This window comes from Streptomyces sp. NPDC001914 (assembly GCF_042891215.1).
Lineage (GTDB): Bacteria > Actinomycetota > Actinomycetes > Streptomycetales > Streptomycetaceae > Streptomyces.
Window position 1 is genome coordinate 103,677 of the sequence record NZ_JBIASW010000011.1, and the last position, 18,612, is coordinate 122,288.

At 73.2% G+C, this 18,612-nt stretch carries 15 protein-coding genes; 4 read left to right on the forward strand and 11 right to left on the reverse strand.

What is annotated here, in order from left to right; translation table 11 throughout:
* Positions 1-67: 67 nt before the first annotated feature.
* Positions 68-760: a metal-dependent transcriptional regulator gene (locus tag ACFYYF_RS28360; protein ID WP_361678512.1), complete on the reverse strand. Its 693-nt coding sequence runs from the start codon at positions 758-760 to the stop codon at positions 68-70.
* Positions 761-1,120: 360 nt separating this feature from the next.
* Here ACFYYF_RS28360 and ACFYYF_RS28365 point away from each other — a divergent pair, with 360 nt between their 5' ends.
* A complete protein-coding gene (locus tag ACFYYF_RS28365) occupies positions 1,121-1,876 on the forward strand; it encodes an SIS domain-containing protein (RefSeq protein WP_388780412.1) in 756 nt (251 codons plus the stop codon).
* 39 nt (positions 1,877-1,915) lie between these two features.
* Here the strand turns inward: ACFYYF_RS28365 and ACFYYF_RS28370 are convergent, their stop codons facing one another.
* A complete protein-coding gene (locus tag ACFYYF_RS28370) occupies positions 1,916-3,307 on the reverse strand; it encodes a PAS domain-containing protein (RefSeq protein WP_388780413.1) in 1,392 nt (463 codons plus the stop codon).
* Positions 3,308-4,006: 699 nt separating this feature from the next.
* Between ACFYYF_RS28370 and ACFYYF_RS28375 the strand changes: the two genes are divergently transcribed.
* Positions 4,007-5,059 (forward strand): isopenicillin N synthase family dioxygenase, encoded by a 1,053-nt coding sequence (locus ACFYYF_RS28375; RefSeq protein ID WP_388780414.1) that lies wholly within the window; start codon positions 4,007-4,009, stop codon positions 5,057-5,059.
* Positions 5,060-5,101: 42 nt separating this feature from the next.
* Here ACFYYF_RS28375 and ACFYYF_RS28380 read toward each other — a convergent pair whose 3' ends face one another.
* Positions 5,102-6,202, reverse strand: coding sequence for a citrate synthase 2 (locus ACFYYF_RS28380; protein WP_361678524.1), 1,101 nt, complete (start codon positions 6,200-6,202; stop codon positions 5,102-5,104).
* Positions 6,203-6,642: 440 nt separating this feature from the next.
* Here ACFYYF_RS28380 and pdxH point away from each other — a divergent pair, with 440 nt between their 5' ends.
* The gene (pdxH, locus tag ACFYYF_RS28385; RefSeq protein WP_361679057.1) at positions 6,643-7,281 is read left to right on the forward strand and encodes a pyridoxamine 5'-phosphate oxidase; all 639 of its coding nucleotides are present in this window, start codon (positions 6,643-6,645) and stop codon (positions 7,279-7,281) included.
* Between the two features lie 95 nt (positions 7,282-7,376).
* Here pdxH and ACFYYF_RS28390 read toward each other — a convergent pair whose 3' ends face one another.
* From ACFYYF_RS28390 to ACFYYF_RS28425, 8 genes are all read right to left on the reverse strand, one after another.
* Positions 7,377-7,994, reverse strand: a complete 618-nt coding sequence (locus ACFYYF_RS28390) for a TetR/AcrR family transcriptional regulator (RefSeq protein WP_361678527.1) — start codon at positions 7,992-7,994, stop codon at positions 7,377-7,379.
* Entirely contained in the window at positions 7,982-8,716 is a 735-nt protein-coding gene (locus tag ACFYYF_RS28395; RefSeq protein ID WP_361678530.1) for an enoyl-CoA hydratase family protein, read from the reverse strand. The genes ACFYYF_RS28390 and ACFYYF_RS28395 overlap by 13 nt, the downstream gene beginning before the upstream one ends.
* Positions 8,713-10,278, reverse strand: coding sequence for a 4-coumarate--CoA ligase family protein (locus ACFYYF_RS28400; protein WP_388780415.1), 1,566 nt, complete (start codon positions 10,276-10,278; stop codon positions 8,713-8,715). Before ACFYYF_RS28400 ends, ACFYYF_RS28395 begins: the two co-directional genes overlap by 4 nt.
* A 17-nt stretch (positions 10,279-10,295) precedes the next feature.
* On the reverse strand, positions 10,296-11,456 hold the full coding sequence (locus ACFYYF_RS28405; protein ID WP_361678536.1) for an acyl-CoA dehydrogenase family protein: 1,161 nt from the start codon (positions 11,454-11,456) through the stop codon (positions 10,296-10,298).
* 253 nt (positions 11,457-11,709) lie between these two features.
* On the reverse strand, positions 11,710-13,578 hold the full coding sequence (locus ACFYYF_RS28410; RefSeq protein ID WP_388780416.1) for an acetyl/propionyl/methylcrotonyl-CoA carboxylase subunit alpha: 1,869 nt from the start codon (positions 13,576-13,578) through the stop codon (positions 11,710-11,712).
* Between the two features lie 8 nt (positions 13,579-13,586).
* The gene (locus ACFYYF_RS28415) at positions 13,587-15,185 is read right to left on the reverse strand and encodes a carboxyl transferase domain-containing protein (RefSeq protein ID WP_361678542.1); all 1,599 of its coding nucleotides are present in this window, start codon (positions 15,183-15,185) and stop codon (positions 13,587-13,589) included.
* The gene (locus ACFYYF_RS28420) at positions 15,182-16,855 is read right to left on the reverse strand and encodes an acyclic terpene utilization AtuA family protein (protein WP_388780417.1); all 1,674 of its coding nucleotides are present in this window, start codon (positions 16,853-16,855) and stop codon (positions 15,182-15,184) included. The genes ACFYYF_RS28415 and ACFYYF_RS28420 overlap by 4 nt, the downstream gene beginning before the upstream one ends.
* Positions 16,852-17,646 (reverse strand): TIGR03084 family metal-binding protein, encoded by a 795-nt coding sequence (locus ACFYYF_RS28425; protein WP_388780418.1) that lies wholly within the window; start codon positions 17,644-17,646, stop codon positions 16,852-16,854. Before ACFYYF_RS28425 ends, ACFYYF_RS28420 begins: the two co-directional genes overlap by 4 nt.
* A 162-nt stretch (positions 17,647-17,808) precedes the next feature.
* Between ACFYYF_RS28425 and ACFYYF_RS28430 the strand changes: the two genes are divergently transcribed.
* Positions 17,809-18,576, forward strand: coding sequence for an SDR family oxidoreductase (locus tag ACFYYF_RS28430; RefSeq protein WP_388780419.1), 768 nt, complete (start codon positions 17,809-17,811; stop codon positions 18,574-18,576).
* Positions 18,577-18,612 lie beyond the last annotated feature (36 nt).

Here is an 18,612-nt window from a genome sequence, read left to right on the forward strand (position 1 = left end):
AGGTCAGCGGCTGCCGGCCCCTCGGTCGGCGCCCGGGAACTGCCCCTCGCGGGTACCGGACGGTGCTTCAGCGCTTGGCGACGAACACATGCGAGGCGATGTCCGCCTCCAGCTCCGCGGCCTCGCCGCCGCTGCCGACGAGGACTCCGCCGGCCGACTCGGTCACGCTGACCACGGAACCGGGCTGCACGCCCGCCCGCCGCAGCGTGTACATCAGCTGGGCGTCCGTCTGGATCGGCTCCCCGATCCGCCGGACGACCACGGTCTTGCCGTCCAGACCCGGGTCCAGCTCGGACAGCGCCACCATGCCCTCGTCCAGGAACGGGTCCGCGCCGTCCTTCTCGCCCAGCTCCTCCAGGCCCGGGATCGGGTTTCCGTACGGCGACTCGGTCGGGTGGCGCAGCAGTTCGAGGACGCGCCGCTCCACCGCCTCGCTCATCACGTGCTCCCAGCGACAGGCCTCCGCGTGCACCTGCTCCCACTCCAGGCCGATCACGTCGACGAGCAGGCACTCGGCGAGACGGTGCTTGCGCATGACGCGGGTGGCCAGGCGCCGGCCCTCGTCCGTCAGCTCCAGATGCCGGTCGCTCGCCACCGCCACCAGACCGTCGCGCTCCATCCGCGCCACCGTCTGGCTCACCGTCGGGCCGCTCTGGTCGAGCCGCTCCGCGATCCGGGCGCGCATGGGGACAACGCCTTCCTCCTCCAGCTCGAGGATGGTGCGGAGATACATCTCCGTGGTGTCGATCAGTCCGGACATTCGTGCCCCTCGATTAGCTCTGCCGGAGACTCGATGGCCCACCGGCGTGTGCGCTGGCCCTGAACTCAATTCTGACGCATAGCACTGACAACCGTGCCTCGCCGTCCGAACCGCTTGATATCGATCGCGTGGAATCCGCGCGGACAGGCGCCCGTCGGCCCCGCGGGCACCCCCGACCGCCGCGCCCGCGGGCGCCCCCGAAAGCCGTATTGACAGGGCAGTGGTCCAGACCGCAACGTGATCCGCGACACTACGGGAGTACGGGCACGCCGGGCCACCGGTCCGGCCGTCCTCCCGCCCCGCGCCGACCCGGCGCCGACGAGATCTCCAAGCCGACGAGACTTCTAAGGGGCTTCGCCGATGAGCGACAGCAAGCTGGCCGGGCAGTTCTTCGACGCCGCGATCGGCCTGCTGCGGCAGGTACGCGACGAGGACACCGGGGAGATCGAGGCGGCCGGGACCCTGATCGCCGACACCGTCGTGGACGGCGGCCGGCTCTTCGCGTTCGGCGCCGGCCACTCCTCGCTCGCCGCCCAGGACGTCGTCTACCGCGCGGGCGGCCTCGCCCTGATGAACCTGCTCACCGTGCCGGGAGTGGTGGGCGTCGACGTCATGCCCGCGACCCTGGGCTCCGCCCTGGAGCGGGTCGACGGCCTGGCGGGCGCGGTCCTGGACTGCAGCCCGCTGCGTTCCGGCGACCTGCTGGTGATCATCTCGCTCTCGGGCCGCAACGCGCTGCCCGTGGAGATGGCGATGAAGGCCCGCGCCCTGGGAGTGAAGGTCATCGGCGTCACGTCCGTCGCCTACGCCACCGAGACGACGTCACGGCACGTCTCGGGGACCTATCTCAAGGACCACTGCGACGTCGTCCTCGACTCGCGGATCCCCGTCGGCGACGCCGAACTCACCCTGGACTCCATCGAGGCGCCCTTCGCCCCCGCCTCGACCGTCGTCACCTCGGCCCTCCTCCAGGCCGTGATGGCCACCGCGGCCGGCGCCCTCGCGGAGCGCGGCACCGAACCGCCCCTGCTCCGCTCGGGCAACGTCGACGGCGGCCACGAGTGGAACGACCGGGTCATGACGGAGTACGGGGACCGGATCTTCTACCGGCGCTGAAGGCAGGCCCGGCGAGGGCACGCCGCGGGCGGCGCGGCCTCAGGGCCCGTCCGCCGGCTCCGCCAGTTCCGCCAGGTCCAGGGCCATCGCGATCCGTACGGCCACGTCCTCCGCGTACATCGCGTCCGCGCGCTCGAACCGGCTGCGGCCCGCGCTCCGCAGGAACGTCACGACCCCCAGCGTCCGCCCGCGACTGCGCAGCACCGCGCACAGGGCGTGCACGGAGTCGCGCGGCCACTGACGGGCGAGCGCCCATTCGCGCGCCCGCTCGGGGTCGGCGGCGGCCGCGTCGGCCCGTACCGAACCGGCCCGGTCCACGCACTGGAGCGCGGGGTGCCCCTCCCCGTAGCGCAGGGGCAGTCCGGCCTTCCCGGTGATGTGACTCGGCCCGGGCGAACCGGCGGGCGTGGCGACCGTCCGTACGAGCCGCACGGGCCCCTCTCCGTTCGCCGGCCCGCCCGGGACCACCCGGTCGACCAGGGCGTGGTCGGCGAAGCCGGCGAGGGCGAAGTCCAGGTGGACGGCGGCGGCCTCGCCCGGGTTCTCGCACTCGGCCGCGGCCCGCGCGGCGCGGTGCAGCTGGTTGGCGCGGAAGCGCAGCAGCGCCGCCTCCTGCTCGGTCTGCTTGGCCTCGGTCACGTCCTGGAAGAGCCAGCCGACGCCGAGCGGCACGGGCTCCTCGGCGAGCGGTGAGGAGAGCCGCACGAACCCGCTGCGCCAGCACCGCCGCTTCTCGCCCTCCGGCGTGCGCAGGCTCACCCACATGTCCGCGGGGGCCGGCGGCGCGCCCTCGGACAGGACGTGGGTGAGGGCGCCCTCCAGCTCCTCGACACCCTGGGACAGCAGGTCCCCCAGGGGCCGTCCGAGGGCGGAGCCGCGTCCGGTGCCGAGGGCCTGTGCGGCGTAGGCGTTGACCACGGCGGGCCGCAGGTCCGCGTCGACCAGCACCACGCCCCAGCCGGCGTCCTGGAAGAGCGCCTCGCTCAGGGCGATCGAGCGTTCGAGGTCGATCTGGGTGTGCACCTCGCTGAAGGCGCAGTACACCCCGGCGGGCTTGCCGTCCGGGCCGCGCACGGCGGCGGACTGCGTACGGACGAGCACCCTGCCGCCGTCCTTCGTGAGGAGCGCGAACTCGTGCACCTGGCGGCCGGGCGCCTCCATGGCGGACATCAGCCGGCCCTCGACCTCCTCGGCGTCCGCGGTCCGCACGGCCCAGCCGGCGAATCCGCGCCGCCCCACGGCCTCGGCCGCCGTCCACCCGAGAATGCGCTCGGCCTCGCGGTTCCAGTGGGTGAGGACCCCGTCGGCGTCGAAGGCGCACAGGGCGGCGTCCATGCCGTCCAGCAGCGCGGCAAGCAGATCGGAGCCGTCCCGCTCGGGCTCGTCGGGCCCCAGCTCGTCGGTGGTCCCACTACGCCGGGAAGCACTCACCTGGACCCCCTGCAGGCTGCGTCCGTGTGTACGGCGCGACAGTTCGCTCACTCGTCACCATTCAACTCGAACGTGACTCAGCCCACACCTCGTTCCTCGAAGAACGAGGGAAATCCCTGTGCGCCGCGAACGAGGCGAATAAATCGGTTGAGGCGCGCGGGACGGCTTCCTAGAGTGCTTCACACGTAGGAGAGGAGGTGGTTCGGCTCATGACGGAAACCCGGACATACGAGGTGGCTGCGGGCTAGCGGCCCGTTGTCGGACTCGGTTCGGCGCCGGACCGGCATGCGACACGCATGCAGCCGGCCCAATCCAACGCAGTCACCCGACCCGTGAGCTCGCCGGTGCGTCCGGCCGGCCCCGTCGCCGCAAGGCGGAGGGACCCGAGCTCGCGGGTCGTCTGCGTTCCCGGCCGCGCTCCCGCGGCCCGTGCCCGCTTCCGGACGAACTCCGAGTGACCCGGGTCACAGGTGGTTCGCGGGGAGAGCAGTACGCTGTGCCCATGCTTCCGATGCTCGTCCGACGCCGCCACGTGGACTACGTGCGCGTCACGAGCATGGGCTGTCGGCCTTCCGCCTGACCGGCCCCCTTCGCACGGCTTCTTCCCTCCCCGGCACCCGTGGCCCCCGCCCCACCCCCGGCGGCCGCCCCGGGCACCCGTAGACCCCGCGGACGCACCTCATGACGAACACGTCTTCCATGCTTTCCACGTCTTCCACGCCTGCCCCGAGCCGGCGGCCCCTCCCCTCGTACCAGCAGCTTCCGATCATCGACCTCTCGGCGGCCGACCGCGGCCCCCAGGCACGGGCGCTGCTGCACGCGCAGCTCCACAGCGCCGCCCACGACGTGGGGTTCTTCCAGCTCACCGGGCACGGAGTGACCGAGGCCGAGACCGGCGCGCTGCTGCGGGCCATGCACCGGTTCTTCGCGCTCCCCGAGGCCGACCGGCTGGCCCTCGACAACGTCTTCTCCCCGCACTTCCGCGGATACACGCGGACGGGCGACGAGCGCACCGGCGGCAGCCGGGACTGGCGGGACCAGCTCGACATAGGCGCCGAGCGGCCCGCGCGGGCGCCGCGCCCCGGGGAGCCCGCGTACTGGTGGCTCCAGGGACCGAACCAGTGGCCCGCCGCGCTCCCGGAGCTGCGGACGGCCGCACTGACCTGGATGGAGCGGCTGAGCGCGGTCGCGGCCCGGCTGCTGCGCGAACTGCTGACCGCCATCGGCGCTCCGGCCGGCTTCTACGACCCGATCTTCGGCGACCGGGCGCATCCGCACCTGAAGCTGGTGCGCTATCCGGGAAGCGCCGGCGACGGGGCCGGCCAGGGCGTGGGCGCGCACAAGGACTACGGATTCCTGACGCTGCTGCTCCAGGACCACATCGGCGGGCTCCAGGTGCAGCGCGAGGACGGCCGCTTCCACGACGTGCCGCCGCTGCCGGGGGCCTTCGTGGTCAACCTGGGCGAGCTCCTGGAGGTCGCCACCAACGGCTACCTCGTCGCGACCAACCACCGGGTGGTGAGCCCGGCCGGGGCCACCGAGCGGTTCTCGGTGCCGTTCTTCTACAACCCGCGCCTGGACGCCCGGATCGAGCCGCTGCCCTTCCCGCACGCCTCCGCCGCGCCCGGCGTCACCGACGACCCGTCGAACCCGCTCTTCGCCGAGTACGGCTTCAACGAGCTCAAGGGCAAGCTGCGGGCGCACCCGCTGGTCGCCGCCCGCCACCACGCGGAGCTGCTCGCTCCCGCGTGATGACGGACGGCCCCGCACGCGGCCGGTACGGCCCGCACGGGGTCAGTGCACGATGTCCTCGAATCCCTCGATCTCCTGGACACCGCGCGTGCCGGGGCCCACGTAGTGCGCGGAGGGGCGCACCAGACGGCCGGTGCGCTTCTGCTCCAGGATGTGCGCCGACCAGCCCGCGGTACGGGCGCACGTGAACATGGACGTGAACATGTGCGCCGGGACCTCGGCGAAGTCCAGGACGATGGCCGCCCAGAACTCGACGTTCGTCGCGAGGACACGGTCCGGGCGGCGGGCGTGGAGCTCGGCGAGGGCGGCCTTCTCCAGGGCCTCGGCGACCTCGAAGCGGGGGGCGCCCAGCTCGCGCGCGGTGCGGCGCAGCACCCGCGCGCGCGGGTCCTCGGCGCGGTACACGCGGTGGCCGAAGCCCATCAGGCGCTCGCCGTTGTCGAGGGCCTGGCGGACGTAGGCGTCGGCGTCCCCGGTGCGCTCGATCTCCTCGATCATGCCGAGGACGCGGGAGGGGGCGCCGCCGTGCAGCGGGCCCGACATCGCGCCCACGGCCCCGGAGAGCGCCGCGGCGACGTCCGCGCCGGTCGAGGCGATCACGCGCGCGGTGAAGGTGGAGGCGTTCATGCCGTGCTCGGCGGCCGAGGTCCAGTAGGCGTCGACGGCGGCGACGTGCTTGGGGTCCGGCTCGCCGCGCCAGCGGATCATGAACCGCTCGACGATGGAGTGGGCCTTGTCGATCTCGTTCTGCGGGACCATGGGCAGGCCCTGGCCGCGGGCGGACTGGGCGACGTACGACAGGGCCATGACGGCGGCGCGGGCCAGGTCCTCGCGGGCCTGCTCCGCGTCGATGTCGAGGAGGGGTTTGAGGCCCCAGACGGGCGCGAGCATCGCGAGCGCGGACTGCACGTCGACACGGATGTCACCGGAGTGGACGGGGATCGGGAACGGCTCGGCGGGCGGCAGACCGGGGTTGAAGGCGCCGTCGACGAGGAGTCCCCAGACGTTGCCGAAGGAGACGTGGCCGACGAGGTCCTCGATGTCGACGCCCCGGTACCGAAGAGCGCCGCCCTCCTTATCGGGTTCGGCGATCTCCGTCTCGAACGCGACGACTCCTTCGAGTCCGGGTACGAAGTCGGACATCAGGCGGCTCCTCGTGATGTGTGCGACGGATGGTGTTGTCGGGGTTGTGGTGACCCTGCGCCCCTGTGGGGGTGACGGTCGACGGTGAGGTGCTGCGCCGGCCGGTTCCACGGTCGTCCGCGAAGACTCCCGCATGCTCTTCGGTCGTCCTCCGCCGGCTCGCGGTCCGAAAGCGGTCACCCCGGTGATGCCCCGTACGGCTGCTCCTCCAACCGGAACGACATCAGCACGATATCCCCGAGTGCCATCTTCAGGGAGAGAACGCGGCACTGAGTGCCACCACGTGACGAAGGCCACCCGGCCCGCGAGGGGCCCGGATGCGGGAGGATGACGGCGTGAACGATCGTGCCCCGGACGAATCCACGAACGAGCCCCTCATCCAGGCCGCGGCCGAGGCCGCCGAGGCCGCGCACGAGGAGATCGCCGCCGACCCGGCCTCCATGCGGGCGCACTACCGCGCCGAAGGACTCGACGAGGGCGACCTCGCCGCGCATCCGATGGAGCAGTTCTCCCGCTGGTTCAAGCAGGCCGCGCAGGCCGCGGTGCACGGTTTCGTGCACGAGCCGAACGCGATGGTCGTCTCCACGGCGGACGCCGAGGGCCGGCCCAGCTCGCGCACGGTGCTGCTCAAGGGGTACGACGACCAGGGCTTCGTCTTCTACACGAACTACGACTCGCGCAAGGCCCGCGAGCTGGCCCAGAACCCGTACATCTCGCTGCTCTTCCCCTGGCACCCGCTGGCCCGCCAGGTCGTCGTCACCGGTACGGCGCGGCGCACGGACCGTGAGGAGACCACCGCGTACTTCCGCACCCGCCCGCACGGCTCCCAGCTCGGCGCCTGGGCGAGCACGCAGTCCGCGGTCATCTCCGGGCGCAGCGAGCTGGACGTCACGTACGCGGAGCTGGAGGCCCGCTACCCGGAGGGCGAGCAGGTGCCCGTGCCGCCGCACTGGGGCGGTTTCCGGATCGCCCCGCGGTCGGTCGAGTTCTGGCAGGGCCGCGAGAACCGTCTCCACGACCGGCTCCGCTACGTGGCCCGGCCCGACGGCGGCTGGCGGATCGAGCGCCTGAGCCCCTGACCGGGGCCCTGACTGGGTCCGGGGGCCGAGGGGCCGGGGGCCGAGGGGCCGGGGGCGGCCCGGGGCCGCGGCTCGGCCGGGCTCGGGGCCGCCGTTCAGCCGAGCGTCTCCTCCACGATCCTCCCCCACTGCGCCACGACCCGCTCCCGGCGCGCGGTGTCGTCGGTGAGCAGGTTCGCGAGGCCCAGTCCGCGCGCCATGTCGAGCAGCCCCTGCACCGTCTCGCGCACCCCGGGCCGGGACTCGTCCGCGCCCAGCAGATCGACCGCGATGCGGTGGCTCTCGCGGCCGACGCGGGCCTCCAGCTCGGTCACCCGCGCACGGAGCTGGTCCTCGTTCGAGGCCGCGACCCAGAGGTGGAGGGCCGCCCGGAAGAGCGGCCCGGTGTAGAGGCCGACGAGGGCCTCGACGACGGCACGCCGGTCGGCGGGGCCGTCGGGGAAGAGGTCCCGCAGGGCGGTGGAGCGTTCCTCGGCGACGTACTCGACGGCCGCCGTGAAGAGGTCCTCGCGGGTGGGGAAGTGATGCTGGGCGGCGCCCCGGGAGACCCCGGCGCGCTCCGCCACGACGCTGACCGTGGAGCCCGCCCAGCCGTGTTCGGCGAGGCAGGCCACGGCGGCGGCCAGGAGCCGCTGCCGGGTGGCCCGGCTGCGGTCCTGTTTGGGGACGTGCGGAGTACGTGCCGCGTGTTCCGTCGCGCTCACACCACCCATGCGGGATCCCGTCGTTCGAGGAAGGCCGTCATCCCCTCGCGGGCCTGAGCGGAGGAGAACAGCCGGGCCGAGAGCGCGGTCAGGTCCGCCGCGTCCCGGTCGAAGGTCTCCAGCACCTTAGCCGTGAGCAGCGCCTTCGTCTCGGCGAGGGCTTCGGGGGCGGACCGGCGCAGCCCGTCGAGCACGGGCGCGAGTACGGCGTCCACGTCGTCCCCCGCCGCGGTGAGCAGCCCGGTGCGGACGGCCTCGGGGGCGTCGAAGCGTTCGCCGGTGAGGTAGTACCGGGCGAGGGCGCGCGGGTCGGTGCGGGGCAGCAGCGGCAGCGAGATGACGGCGGGGGCGACCCCGATCCGCACCTCGGTGAAGGCGAAGCTCGCGGCCTCGCCCGCCACCGCGATGTCGCAGGCCCCGAGCAGGCCGAGGCCGCCCGCCCTGACGTGTCCGGCCACCCGGGCCACGACGGGCCTGGGCAGCTCGACGATCTGCCGCAGCAGACCGACGAACGCCTCCGGGGGCGGCGGGTCGCGCAGGTCGGCGCCCGCGCAGAAGGTGTTCCCGGTGTGGGTCAGGACGACGGCGCGTACATCGCCGTCCTTGCCGCAGCGGGTGAGCGCGTCGGCGAGCTCGCCCACGAGGGCGGCCGACAGCGCGTTGCGGGTAGCGGGCGAGTCCAGGGTGAGGGTGGTGACGCCGCGCTCGTGTCCGGTGCGGACGACGGTCATGACAGGCCTCGCAGTTCGCGGCGCAGGATCTTCCCGGAGGCCGCCCTCGGGACGGCGTCGATGAAGGTGACCACGCGGACCCGTTTGTACGGGGCGACGTGCTCGGCGACGTACAGCATGACCTCGTTCGCGGAGAGGTCGGCCGCCGAGGGCTGGCGCACCACGAAGGCGTGCGGGATCTCGTTGTTGTCCTCGTTGTAGGACCCGATGACGGCGGCGTCGGCGATGCCGGGGTGGGTGAGCAGCAGTGCCTCCAGTTCGGCGGGGGCGACCTGGAAGCCCTTGTACTTGATCAGCTCCTTGACCCGGTCGACGACGAAGAGCCAGCCGTCCGCGTCCACGTGCCCGACGTCCCCGGTGTGCAGCCAGCCGTCCGGGTCGATCATCGCGGCGGTCGCGTCGGGCCGGCCCAGATAGCCCTTCATGACCTGGGGTCCCCGGATGAGGATCTCGCCGCGTTCCCCGACGCCGACGTCCTTGTCCGGGTCGTCCAGGGAGACGATGCGCATCTCGGTGCCGGCGACGAGCCTGCCGACCGTCCCCGGGGGCGGGTTCTCGGCGTCCAACGGGACGACGTGCGTGCCGGGCGACAGTTCGGTCATGCCGTAGGCCTGGCCCACCGGCGGCACCCCGAGCCTGGCCGAGCAGGCGGTCGCGAGCGCAGCGTCCAGGGGCGCGGCCGCCGAGACGATGTACTGCAGGGACGACAGGTCGTACTCCGCGACGGCGGGGTGCTTGGCGAGCGCCAGGACGATCGGCGGCGCCACGTACAGGCCGGTGATGCGGTGGTCCTGGATGGCGCGCAGGAAGGTGTCGAGGTCGAAGCGGGGCAGCACGACGACGGTGGCGCCCTGCCGCAGCGGCGCGTTCATCAGGGCCGTCAGTCCGTAGATGTGGAAGAACGGCAGCACGGCGAGGATGCGGTCGCCGGGGCCCATCGGCATGGCCGGCGAGAGCTGGGCCAGGTTGGTGGCTATGGAGCGGTGGGTGAGCATCACCCCCTTGGGGACACCCGTGGTGCCCGAGGAGTACGGGAGCGCCGCCACGTCCTCCACGGGGTCGATGTCCGCCTGCGGTTCGGGCGCGGTGCTGCCCAGCAGGTCGAGCATGGACCGGTGGCCCTCCGCCAGGTCGCAGACGAAGATCTCCCGTATGCCGCCCGCGAGTTCGGCGGCCCGGCGGGCCGTCTCCAGCAGGGGCGAGACGGTCACGAGCCAGCGGGCCGAGGAGTCCTTCAGCTGCTTGGCGAACTCCTCCGCCGTGGCGAGCGGGTGCACCGTGGTGACCGAGGCGCCCGCGCGCGTGGCCCCGTAGAAGACCACGGGGAAGGCGATCGTGTTGGGGCTGTGCAGGGCGAGCACGTCGCCCTTGCGCAGCCCCGCCTCGGCGAACGCGGCGGCCAGCCGCCGGTGGAACTGGTCGACCTGCGCGTAGGTGAGCGTGGTGCCGTCGACGCCGTCGACGAGCGCGGGCGTCTCGCCGCGCTCGGCCGCGTGGCCGAGGACGGCGTCGTGAATGGGTTCCTCGACGGCCGGTACATCTGCGTACTCGCTGCGGAACACGGTTCCTCCTAGAGCGCTCAGTACGACTTGGGCAGACCCAGGGTCTGGTGGGAGACGTAGTTGAGAATCATCTCCCTGCTGACGGGCGCGATACGAGACACGCGCGCCGCCGTAATCAGCGAGGCGAGGCCGAACTCGCGGGTGAGGCCGTTGCCCCCGAGGGTGTGCACCGCCTGGTCGACGGCCCGCACGCAGGCCTCCCCGGCCGCGTACTTGGCCATGTTGGCGGCCTCCCCCGCCCCGATGTCGTCGCCCTCGTCGTACAGGTACGCGGCCTTCTGCATCATCAGCCGGGCCAGTTCGAGCTCGATGTGGGCCTGCGCGAGCGGGTGGGCGATGGCCTGGTGCGCCCCGATCGGCGCCTTCCAGACGGTGCGCTCCCGCGCGTACTCCACGGCCCTGGCGAGCGCGAAACGGCCCATGCCGATCGCGAACGCGGCCGTCATCACGCGCTCCGGGTTGAGCCCGGCGAACAGTTGCAGCAGTCCCGCGTCCTCGTCGCCGACCAGCGCCTCGGCCGGCAGCCGCACGTCGTCCAGGGTGAGCTCGAACTGCTTCTCCGCGCTGGCCAGTTCCATGTCGATCTGGCGCCGTCCGAAGCCCTCGGCGTCCCGCGGGACGATGAACAGGCAGGGCTTGAGGCTGCCGGTGCGCGCGTCCTCCGTGCGGCCCACGATGAGCGTCGCGTCGGCGATGTCGACGCCGGAGATGAACACCTTGCGGCCGGTCAGGACCCAGTCGGTGCCGTCGCGGCGGGCCGTGGTGGTGATGCGGTGCGAGTTGGAGCCGGCGTCGGGCTCGGTGATGCCGAACGCCATCGTGCGGGTGCCGTCCGACAGGCCCGGCAGCCATGTGCGCTTCTGCTCCTCGGTGCCGAAGCGGGCGATGACCGTGCCGCAGATGGCGGGCGACACGACGAGCATCAGCAGCGGACAGCCCGCCGCGCCCAGCTCCTCCAGGACGATGGACAGTTCCGCGATGCCGCCGCCTCCGCCGCCGTACTCCTCCGGCAGGTTCACCCCGAGATAGCCGAGCTTGCCCGCCTCGGCCCACAGCTCGTCGGGGTGACCGCCCTCGGCGACGGCCTTGGTGAGGTACTCGCGGCCGTAGCGCTTGCCGAGAGCGGCGACCGCGGAACGGAGCGCCTTGTGTTCGTCGGTCTCGGTGACAGGGCTCATGAGGGCTCCTCGGTACGGAAGTTCGGTACGGAAGTACGGAAAGTGCGGGAGTACGAGGGGTGCTGGAGTGCTGGAGTGCTGGAGTGCTGGAGTGAGGGTGCTGGAGTGCTGAGGGCGCTGGGGGTTCGCGTGATGCGGTGCCGCCGCCCGTACGCGCCGGATCGCAACCGCGCGGCGGCCCGCGGCGTGGCGGGACCGGGACCGGCGTCCGCCGCGCGCGCCCCGCTCCGGCGCCCCGGAGCGGGACTCCGGTTCACTCCGCGGCGCCGGCCGGCGCCGCATCCTCGCTCACGACGGCCAGCAGCGCCCCCACCTCCACCTGTTGTCCGACCACGGCGTGCAGGGCGGTGAGGGTCCCCGCCGCCGGTGCCGAGATCCTGTGCTCCATCTTCATGGCCTCCAGCCACAGCAGCGGCTGCCCGGCCCGCACGGCGGTGCCCTCGGCCAGCCCCTCGGCCACCCGGACGACGGTGCCGGGCATCGGCGCGAGCAGCGAGCCCGGGGCCCGGTCCGCCGCCGGATCGGGGAAGCGGGACAGCTCGGTCAGCGCGGTCCCGTTCACGAAGACCCGGCCACCGGCGTACCTCGTCACCTCGAACGTCCGCCGCACGCCCGCCACTTCGAGGACGACCCGGCCGGCGTCGGCGTGCAGCACGCGCACGCCGTCGGCCGCGAGCCCCTGCCGCGTGTGCCGGTACGCGGCCTCGTGCTCGGCGCCGTGCATCCGGTAGCGCTTGGTCTGCGGCCCCGACGCCAGGTTCCGCCAGCCGCCGAAGCGCGAGCGTCCGTGCGCGTCGGCCAGGGCCGCGGCGAGCGGGGCGTACGGATCCGGGGCGGGCCCGGTCAGCTCGGCGAGGTGACGGTCGTAGAACCCGGTGTCCATCCGGGCCCCGGTGAACTCCTCGTGCCGCAGCGAGCGTACGAGCAGATCGCGGTTGGTGACCGGGCCGTGGAGCGTGGCCCGCTCCAGGGCGCCGGCCAGCCTGCGGACGGCCTCCGCGCGGGTGGCGGCGTGCGCGACGACCTTCGCGAGCATCGGGTCGTAGTGGATGCCGACCGAGTCGCCGTCGGCGAACCCGGTGTCCAGCCGGACGCCGTCCGGGACGGCGATCCTGTGCAGGGTGCCCGTCTGCGGCGCCCACGCGCCCGCCGGGTCCTCCGCGTACAGCCGGGCCTCCACCGCGTGGCCCCGTGCGGGCGGCGGCTCGGCCTCCAGCCGTTCCCCCTCCGCGATCCGCAGCTGCAGGGCCACCAGGTCGACCCCGAACACGGCCTCCGTGACCGGGTGTTCGACCTGGAGCCGGGTGTTCATCTCCAGGAAGTGCGCGGTGCCGTCGGCGACCAGGAACTCGACCGTGCCCGCGCCGACGTAGTCCACCGCGCGGGCGGCGCGCACCGACAACGCGTGGAGCGTGCGCGTGAGTTCGTCCCCGATTCCGGGTGCGGGCGCCTCCTCGATCACCTTCTGGTGGCGGCGCTGGAGGGAGCAGTCGCGGGTGCCGAGCGGCCAGACCGTGCCGTGCGCGTCGGCCAGGATCTGCACCTCGACGTGCCGGCCGCCCTCCACGTACGGCTCGACGAACACCTCGCCGTCACCGAAGGCGCTCAGCGCCTCCGCCCGGGCCGTCTCCAACTCGGCGTCCAGGTGCGCCAGTTCGCGGACGATTCGCATACCGCGGCCACCGCCGCCCGCGGCGGCCTTGACCAGCACCGGCAGATCCGCGGCGGTGACGTGCTCCAGCGGTTCGAGCCCCATCAGCTTCTTGGCCCGCGTCTTGGACGCCATCGCCTCGATCGCCTCGGGCGACGGCCCGACCCACACCAGCCCGGCGTCGATCACCGCCCGCGCGAAGTCCGCGTTCTCCGACAGGAACCCGTACCCCGGGTGCACCGCGTCCGCGCCCGCGTCCAGCGCGGCCCGCACGACGAGATCGCCCCGCAGATACGTCTCGGCGGGCGTCGCACCCGGCAGCCGTACCGCGGCGTCCGCCTCGCGGGTGTGCAGGGCGTTCTCGTCGGCGTCCGAATACACCGCCACCGTGCGCACCCCGGCCGCACGGCAGGTGCGGAAGACCCGGCAGGCGATCTCGCCCCGGTTGGCGACCAGCAGACTCGAAATCACGTGATCCCTCACATCCGGAAGACGCCGAAGCCACCGCGCGCGCCCTCGAAGGGCGCCGTGTGGATCGCGGACAGGCACAGGCCGAGGACGGTGCGGGTGTCGCGCGGGTCGATGACCCCGTCGTCGTACAGCCGCCCGGACAGGAACATCGGCAGCGACTCGGACTCGATCTGCTGCTCCACCATGGCGCGCAGCGCCGCGTCGGCGTCGTCGTCGTACGGGTGGCCCTTCGCGGCGGCCGACTGCCGGGCGACGATCGACAGGACGCCCGCGAGCTGCTGCGGTCCCATCACGGCCGACTTGGCGCTGGGCCAGGCGAACAGGAACCGCGGGTCGTAGGCCCGCCCGCACATGCCGTAGTGCCCGGCTCCGTAGGAGGCTCCCATGAGCACCGACAGATGCGGGACCCGCGAGTTGCTGACCGCGTTGATCATCATCGCGCCGTGCTTGATGATGCCGCCCTGCTCGTACTCCCTGCCGACCATGTAGCCGGTGGTGTTGTGCAGGAAGAGCAGCGGGATGTCGCGCTGGTTGGCCAGCTGGATGAACTGGGCGGCCTTCTGGGACTCGGCGCTGAAGAGCACGCCCTGGGCGTTGGCGAGGATGCCGACGGGGTAGCCGTGCAGGCTCGCCCAGCCGGTGGTCAGGCTCGTCCCGTACAGGGGCTTGAACTCGTCGAAGTCCGAGCCGTCGACGATCCGGGCGATCACCTCGCGCGGGTCGAAGGGGTGCTTCAGATCGCCGGGGACGATGCCGAGCAGTTCGTCCTCGTCGTACTTGGGGGGCTCGGCCGGGGCCGGATCGCCGTACGCCTTGCGGTGGTTGAGCCGGGCGACGACCCGGCGGGCCTGGCGCAGCGCGTCCCGCTCGTCGACGGCGAAGTAGTCCGCGAGGCCCGACACGCGCGCGTGCATCTCCGCGCCGCCCAGCGACTCGTCGTCGCTCTCCTCGCCGGTGGCCATCTTCACCAGCGGCGGCCCGCCGAGGAAGACCTTCGCCTTCTCCTTGACCATGATGACGTGGTCGGACATGCCGGGGACGTACGCGCCGCCGGCGGTCGAGTTCCCGAAGACCACCGCCACCGTGGGGATTCCGGCCGCCGACAGCCGGGTGAGGTCGCGGAAGATCGCGCCCCCGGGGATGAAGATCTCCTTCTGCGAGGGCAGGTCGGCGCCGCCCGACTCGACCAGGCTGATGCAGGGCAGCCGGTTCGCGAGGGCGATGTCGTTGGCCCGCAGCGCCTTCTTCAGGCTCCACGGGTTACTGGCGCCGCCGCGCACGGTGGGGTCGTTGGCGGTGATCAGGCACTCGACGCCCTCGACCACCCCGATGCCGGTGACGAGCGAGGCGCCCACCGCGTAGTCGCTGCCGTAGGCCGCGAGCGGCGACAGCTCAAGGAAGGGCGTGTCGGGGTCGAGCAGCAGCTCGATGCGCTCACGGGCCAGCAGCTTTCCGCGCTTCCGGTGCCGCTCGACGTACTTCTCGCCGCCGCCCGCGAGGGCCTTGGCGTGCTCGGTGTCGAGGTCGGCGAGCTTGGCGAGCATGGCCTCGCGGTTCGCCTGGTAGTCCTGGCCGCCCACGTCCAGGGCGGACGAAAGGACCGTCATAGCAGGACCTCCGGGATGTCGAGGTGACGGGAGCGGAGCCATTCGCCGAGCGCCTTGGCCTGTGGGTCGAAGCGGGCCTGGGAGGCGACGCCCTCGCCGAGGATGCCCTCGACCACGAAGTTGAGGGCGCGCAGCCGGGGCAGGACGTGCCGGACGACCTTCAGCGGGCGGCTCTCCGGGATCAGCTCCCGGAAGCGGTCGGCAGTCAGCTCGTGGGCGAGCCAGCGCCAGGCCTCGTCGGTGCGGACCCAGACGCCGACGTTGGCGTCGCCGCCCTTGTCGCCGCTGCGGGCACCGGCGACCAGGCCGAGGGGGGCCCGGCGGACCGGGCCCGGGGGCAGGGGCTCGGGCAGGGCGGGTTCCTCCGCCGCTTCCAGGACGAGCGTGTCCTGGGCCGGGAGCACGGACAGGCGGGTTCCGTCGTGCAGGACGGCCCGGTGGTCGACGGCGCCCTGAGGGACGTACACATCCTCGAAGACCCCATAGGGGGCGCCCTTCCCCGGTGGTGCCACCACATGGAATCCGGGGTAGCTGGCGAGCGCCAGCTCGATGGCCGCGCCGCTCAGCGCGCGCCCCACGACGGCCTGGTCGGGGTCGCGGACGACGAGCCGCAGCAGGGCGCTCGCCGTCTCCTCGGTGTCCGCGTCGGCCCGGTCGGTGCGCACCAGCTCCCAGCGCACCTGCGCGGGCGGTGTCTTGGCGAGGGCGTCGCCCATCTGCTGGCGCACCAGCGCGGCCTTGGCCTCGATGCCGAGTCCGGTCAGGACGAAGGTGACCTCGTTGCGGAAGCCGCCGAGCTTGTTGAGGCCGACCTTGAGGGTGGGGGGCGGGGCCTCGCCGCGCACGCCGTCGATCCGCACCCGGTCGGGTCCGTCCTGGACGAGCCGTACGGTGTCCAGGCGGGCGGTGACGTCGGGTCCCGCGTACCGGGCGCCCCCGGTCTCGTAGAGGAGCTGTGCGGTGACCGTGCCGACGTCGACGAATCCGCCGGTGCCGGGGTGCTTGGTGATGACGCAGCTTCCGTCCTCGTGGATCTCCGCGAGCGGGAACCCGGGGCGGCGTACGTCACCGTCGCCGAAGAAGGAGTAGTTGCCGCCGGTGGCCTGGGTCCCGCACTCCAGCACGTGCCCGGCGACGACGGCTCCCGCGAGCCGGTCGTGGTCCGTGGGCCGCCAGCCGAAGTGGGCGGCGGCGGGCCCGGTGACCAGGGCCGCGTCGGTGACCCGGCCGGTGACCACGACGTCCGCGCCCGCCGACAGGCACTCGGCGATGCCGAAGCCGCCGAGGTAGGCGTGGGCGGCGAGACCGCCCGGGTACGCGGCGGTGAGGTCGTCGCCCTCGACATGGGCGACGCGCACCGGGATGCCGAGCCGGCCCGCCAGCTCCCGTACGGCGTCGGCGAGCCCCGCCGGGTTGAGGCCCCCGGCGTTCGTCACGATCTTCACGGACCGTTCGTGCGCCAGGCCGAGACAGTCCTCCAGTTGCCGCAGGAAGGTGCGGGCGTATCCGGCGGCGGGGTCCTTCAGCCGGTCCCGGCCCAGGATCAGCATGGTCAGCTCGGCGAGGTAGTCGCCGGTGAGGACGTCCAGTTCACCGCCGGTGAGCATCTCGCGCAGGGCGTCGAAGCGGTCGCCGTAGAAGCCGGAGGCGTTGCCGATGCGCAGCGTCACCTGACGCCCTCCCTCGGCGGGCGTCCGTCGCCGGGCGGGCCCGCGAAGGCCTGGGCGATGCCGAGCCAGCGGTCGGCGTCGGGGCCCTCGGCACGCACGTCGACATCGGCGCGGTTGGCCCGCTGGGTGACCAGCAGACAGAAGTCGAGGGCGGTGCCGGTGACGCGCTGGGCGGCGTCCTCGGGGCCGTAGCTCCACAGGTCGCCGGAGGGTGCCTGGATCTCCACCCGGAACTCCTCGGCGGGCGCGGCGAGCCCGCGCGCGGCGAAGGCGAAGTCCCGTGTGCGCACCCCGATGCGGACCACATGCCTGAGGCGGTCGGTGGGGGCGCGGACCACACCCAGGGCGTCGGCGATGTCCTGGCCGTGGGCCCAGGTCTCCATGAGCCGGCCGGTGGCCATGGAGGCGCCGGACATGGGCGGGCCGTACCAGGGGAAGCGGGTGCCCGGCGCGGCCTCCCGCAGCGCCCGGTCCAGCGCGGTGCGTCCGGCGCGCCAGCGCGCCAGCAGTTCGGCGGACGGCAGCCGGGCCCCGTCGTCGGCACCGTCGTCCACGAACGTCGTGGGCGCCGCGAGCGCCTTCTCGACGAGGCCGTGGAAGGCGTCGGCGTCCGTGACGGACAGGAGGGCGGAGTGGTCGGTCCAGGCGAGGTGGGCGATCTGATGGGCGACGGTCCAGTGGGGCGCGGGCGTCGGGAGCGCCCACTGCTCCGGGCTCGACTCGGCCACGAGCCGGTCGAGTTCTTCGCTTTCGTCACGCAGATCGTCGAACACGGGCGTCGGATCGGACATGGGGGGAGCATGTCAGCGGCCCCAGAAACAATCAAGCATGCTTGCATCAATTTATTTCCCGCGATCCGCCCCCGCCCCGTCACATCTCCCGGCCCCGGTCCGTCATACCGATGACGACGCGATGAAGCGGGACACAGAGGGACTGCAGAGGGAGACGTGAACATGAGCGAGACCAGGAAGATCGCGGTGGCCGGGGCGACCGGGCGGCTCGGACGGCATGTCGTGGACGTGCTGACGGAACGCGGACACACGGTCGTACCGATGTCCCGGGCCACCGGGGTCGACGTCGTCACCGGCGCCGGGCTGACCGAGGCGCTGGAGGGCGTGGACGTCGTGATCGACGCGTCCAGCACGCCCTCGCCCGACCGGGAGGTGGCGACGGAGTTCTTCACGGCCGCGGCCCGCAATCTGCACGAGGCCGGGCAGAAGGCCGGGGTCGGCCGGCTGGTGGTCGTGTCGATCATCGGCATCGACGCCTCGGTCGCCGGATACAACGCGGCCAAGCTGGAGCACGAGCGCGCGGTGCTGGCCGGACCGGTGCCGGTGCGGGTGCTGCGGGCGGCGCAGTTCCACGAGCTCGTGGAGCAGTTCCTGCAGTGGGGGCGTCAGGGCGACACCGTCCACGTCCCGAGGATGCGGACCCAGCTCGTCGCGGCGCGGGCCGTCGCGGAGGCGCTGGTGGAGCTGGCCGAGGCGCGGGAGGCGCCGGGGGCGCGGGCGCCGTTCCCCGAGGTGGCCGGTCCGCGCGAGGAGAGCCTGGAGGAGGCGGCCCGGCTGCTGCTGTCCCTCCGGGACCCGGCCGCGCAGCTGATCGCCGTGAGCGACCCGGCCGACCCGGAGCGGGACCTGTTCGAGAACGGCGGCCTGCTCCCGGGCGCGGACGCCCGGCTGACGGGCCCGACGTTCGCGGAGTGGGCCGCGACTTCCTGAACCGGACGCACCCCCGGTCACCGGGGCGCGCACCAC

Excerpts from the sequence above, each read along its gene's own strand:
- ACFYYF_RS28360 (WP_361678512.1), bottom strand. The coding sequence starts at position 760 with ATGTCCGGACTGATCGACACCACGGAGATGTATCTCCGCACCATCCTC.
- ACFYYF_RS28365 (WP_388780412.1), top strand. The coding sequence starts at position 1,121 with ATGAGCGACAGCAAGCTGGCCGGGCAGTTCTTCGACGCCGCGATCGGC.
- ACFYYF_RS28375 (WP_388780414.1), top strand. The coding sequence starts at position 4,007 with ATGCTTTCCACGTCTTCCACGCCTGCCCCGAGCCGGCGGCCCCTCCCC.
- ACFYYF_RS28380 (WP_361678524.1), bottom strand. The coding sequence starts at position 6,202 with ATGTCCGACTTCGTACCCGGACTCGAAGGAGTCGTCGCGTTCGAGACG.
- pdxH (WP_361679057.1), top strand. The coding sequence starts at position 6,643 with ATGCGGGCGCACTACCGCGCCGAAGGACTCGACGAGGGCGACCTCGCC.
- ACFYYF_RS28390 (WP_361678527.1), bottom strand. The coding sequence starts at position 7,994 with ATGGGTGGTGTGAGCGCGACGGAACACGCGGCACGTACTCCGCACGTC.
- ACFYYF_RS28395 (WP_361678530.1), bottom strand. The coding sequence starts at position 8,716 with ATGACCGTCGTCCGCACCGGACACGAGCGCGGCGTCACCACCCTCACC.
- ACFYYF_RS28405 (WP_361678536.1), bottom strand. The coding sequence starts at position 11,456 with ATGAGCCCTGTCACCGAGACCGACGAACACAAGGCGCTCCGTTCCGCG.
- ACFYYF_RS28415 (WP_361678542.1), bottom strand. The coding sequence starts at position 15,185 with ATGACGGTCCTTTCGTCCGCCCTGGACGTGGGCGGCCAGGACTACCAG.
- ACFYYF_RS28425 (WP_388780418.1), bottom strand. The coding sequence starts at position 17,646 with ATGTCCGATCCGACGCCCGTGTTCGACGATCTGCGTGACGAAAGCGAA.
- ACFYYF_RS28430 (WP_388780419.1), top strand. The coding sequence starts at position 17,809 with ATGAGCGAGACCAGGAAGATCGCGGTGGCCGGGGCGACCGGGCGGCTC.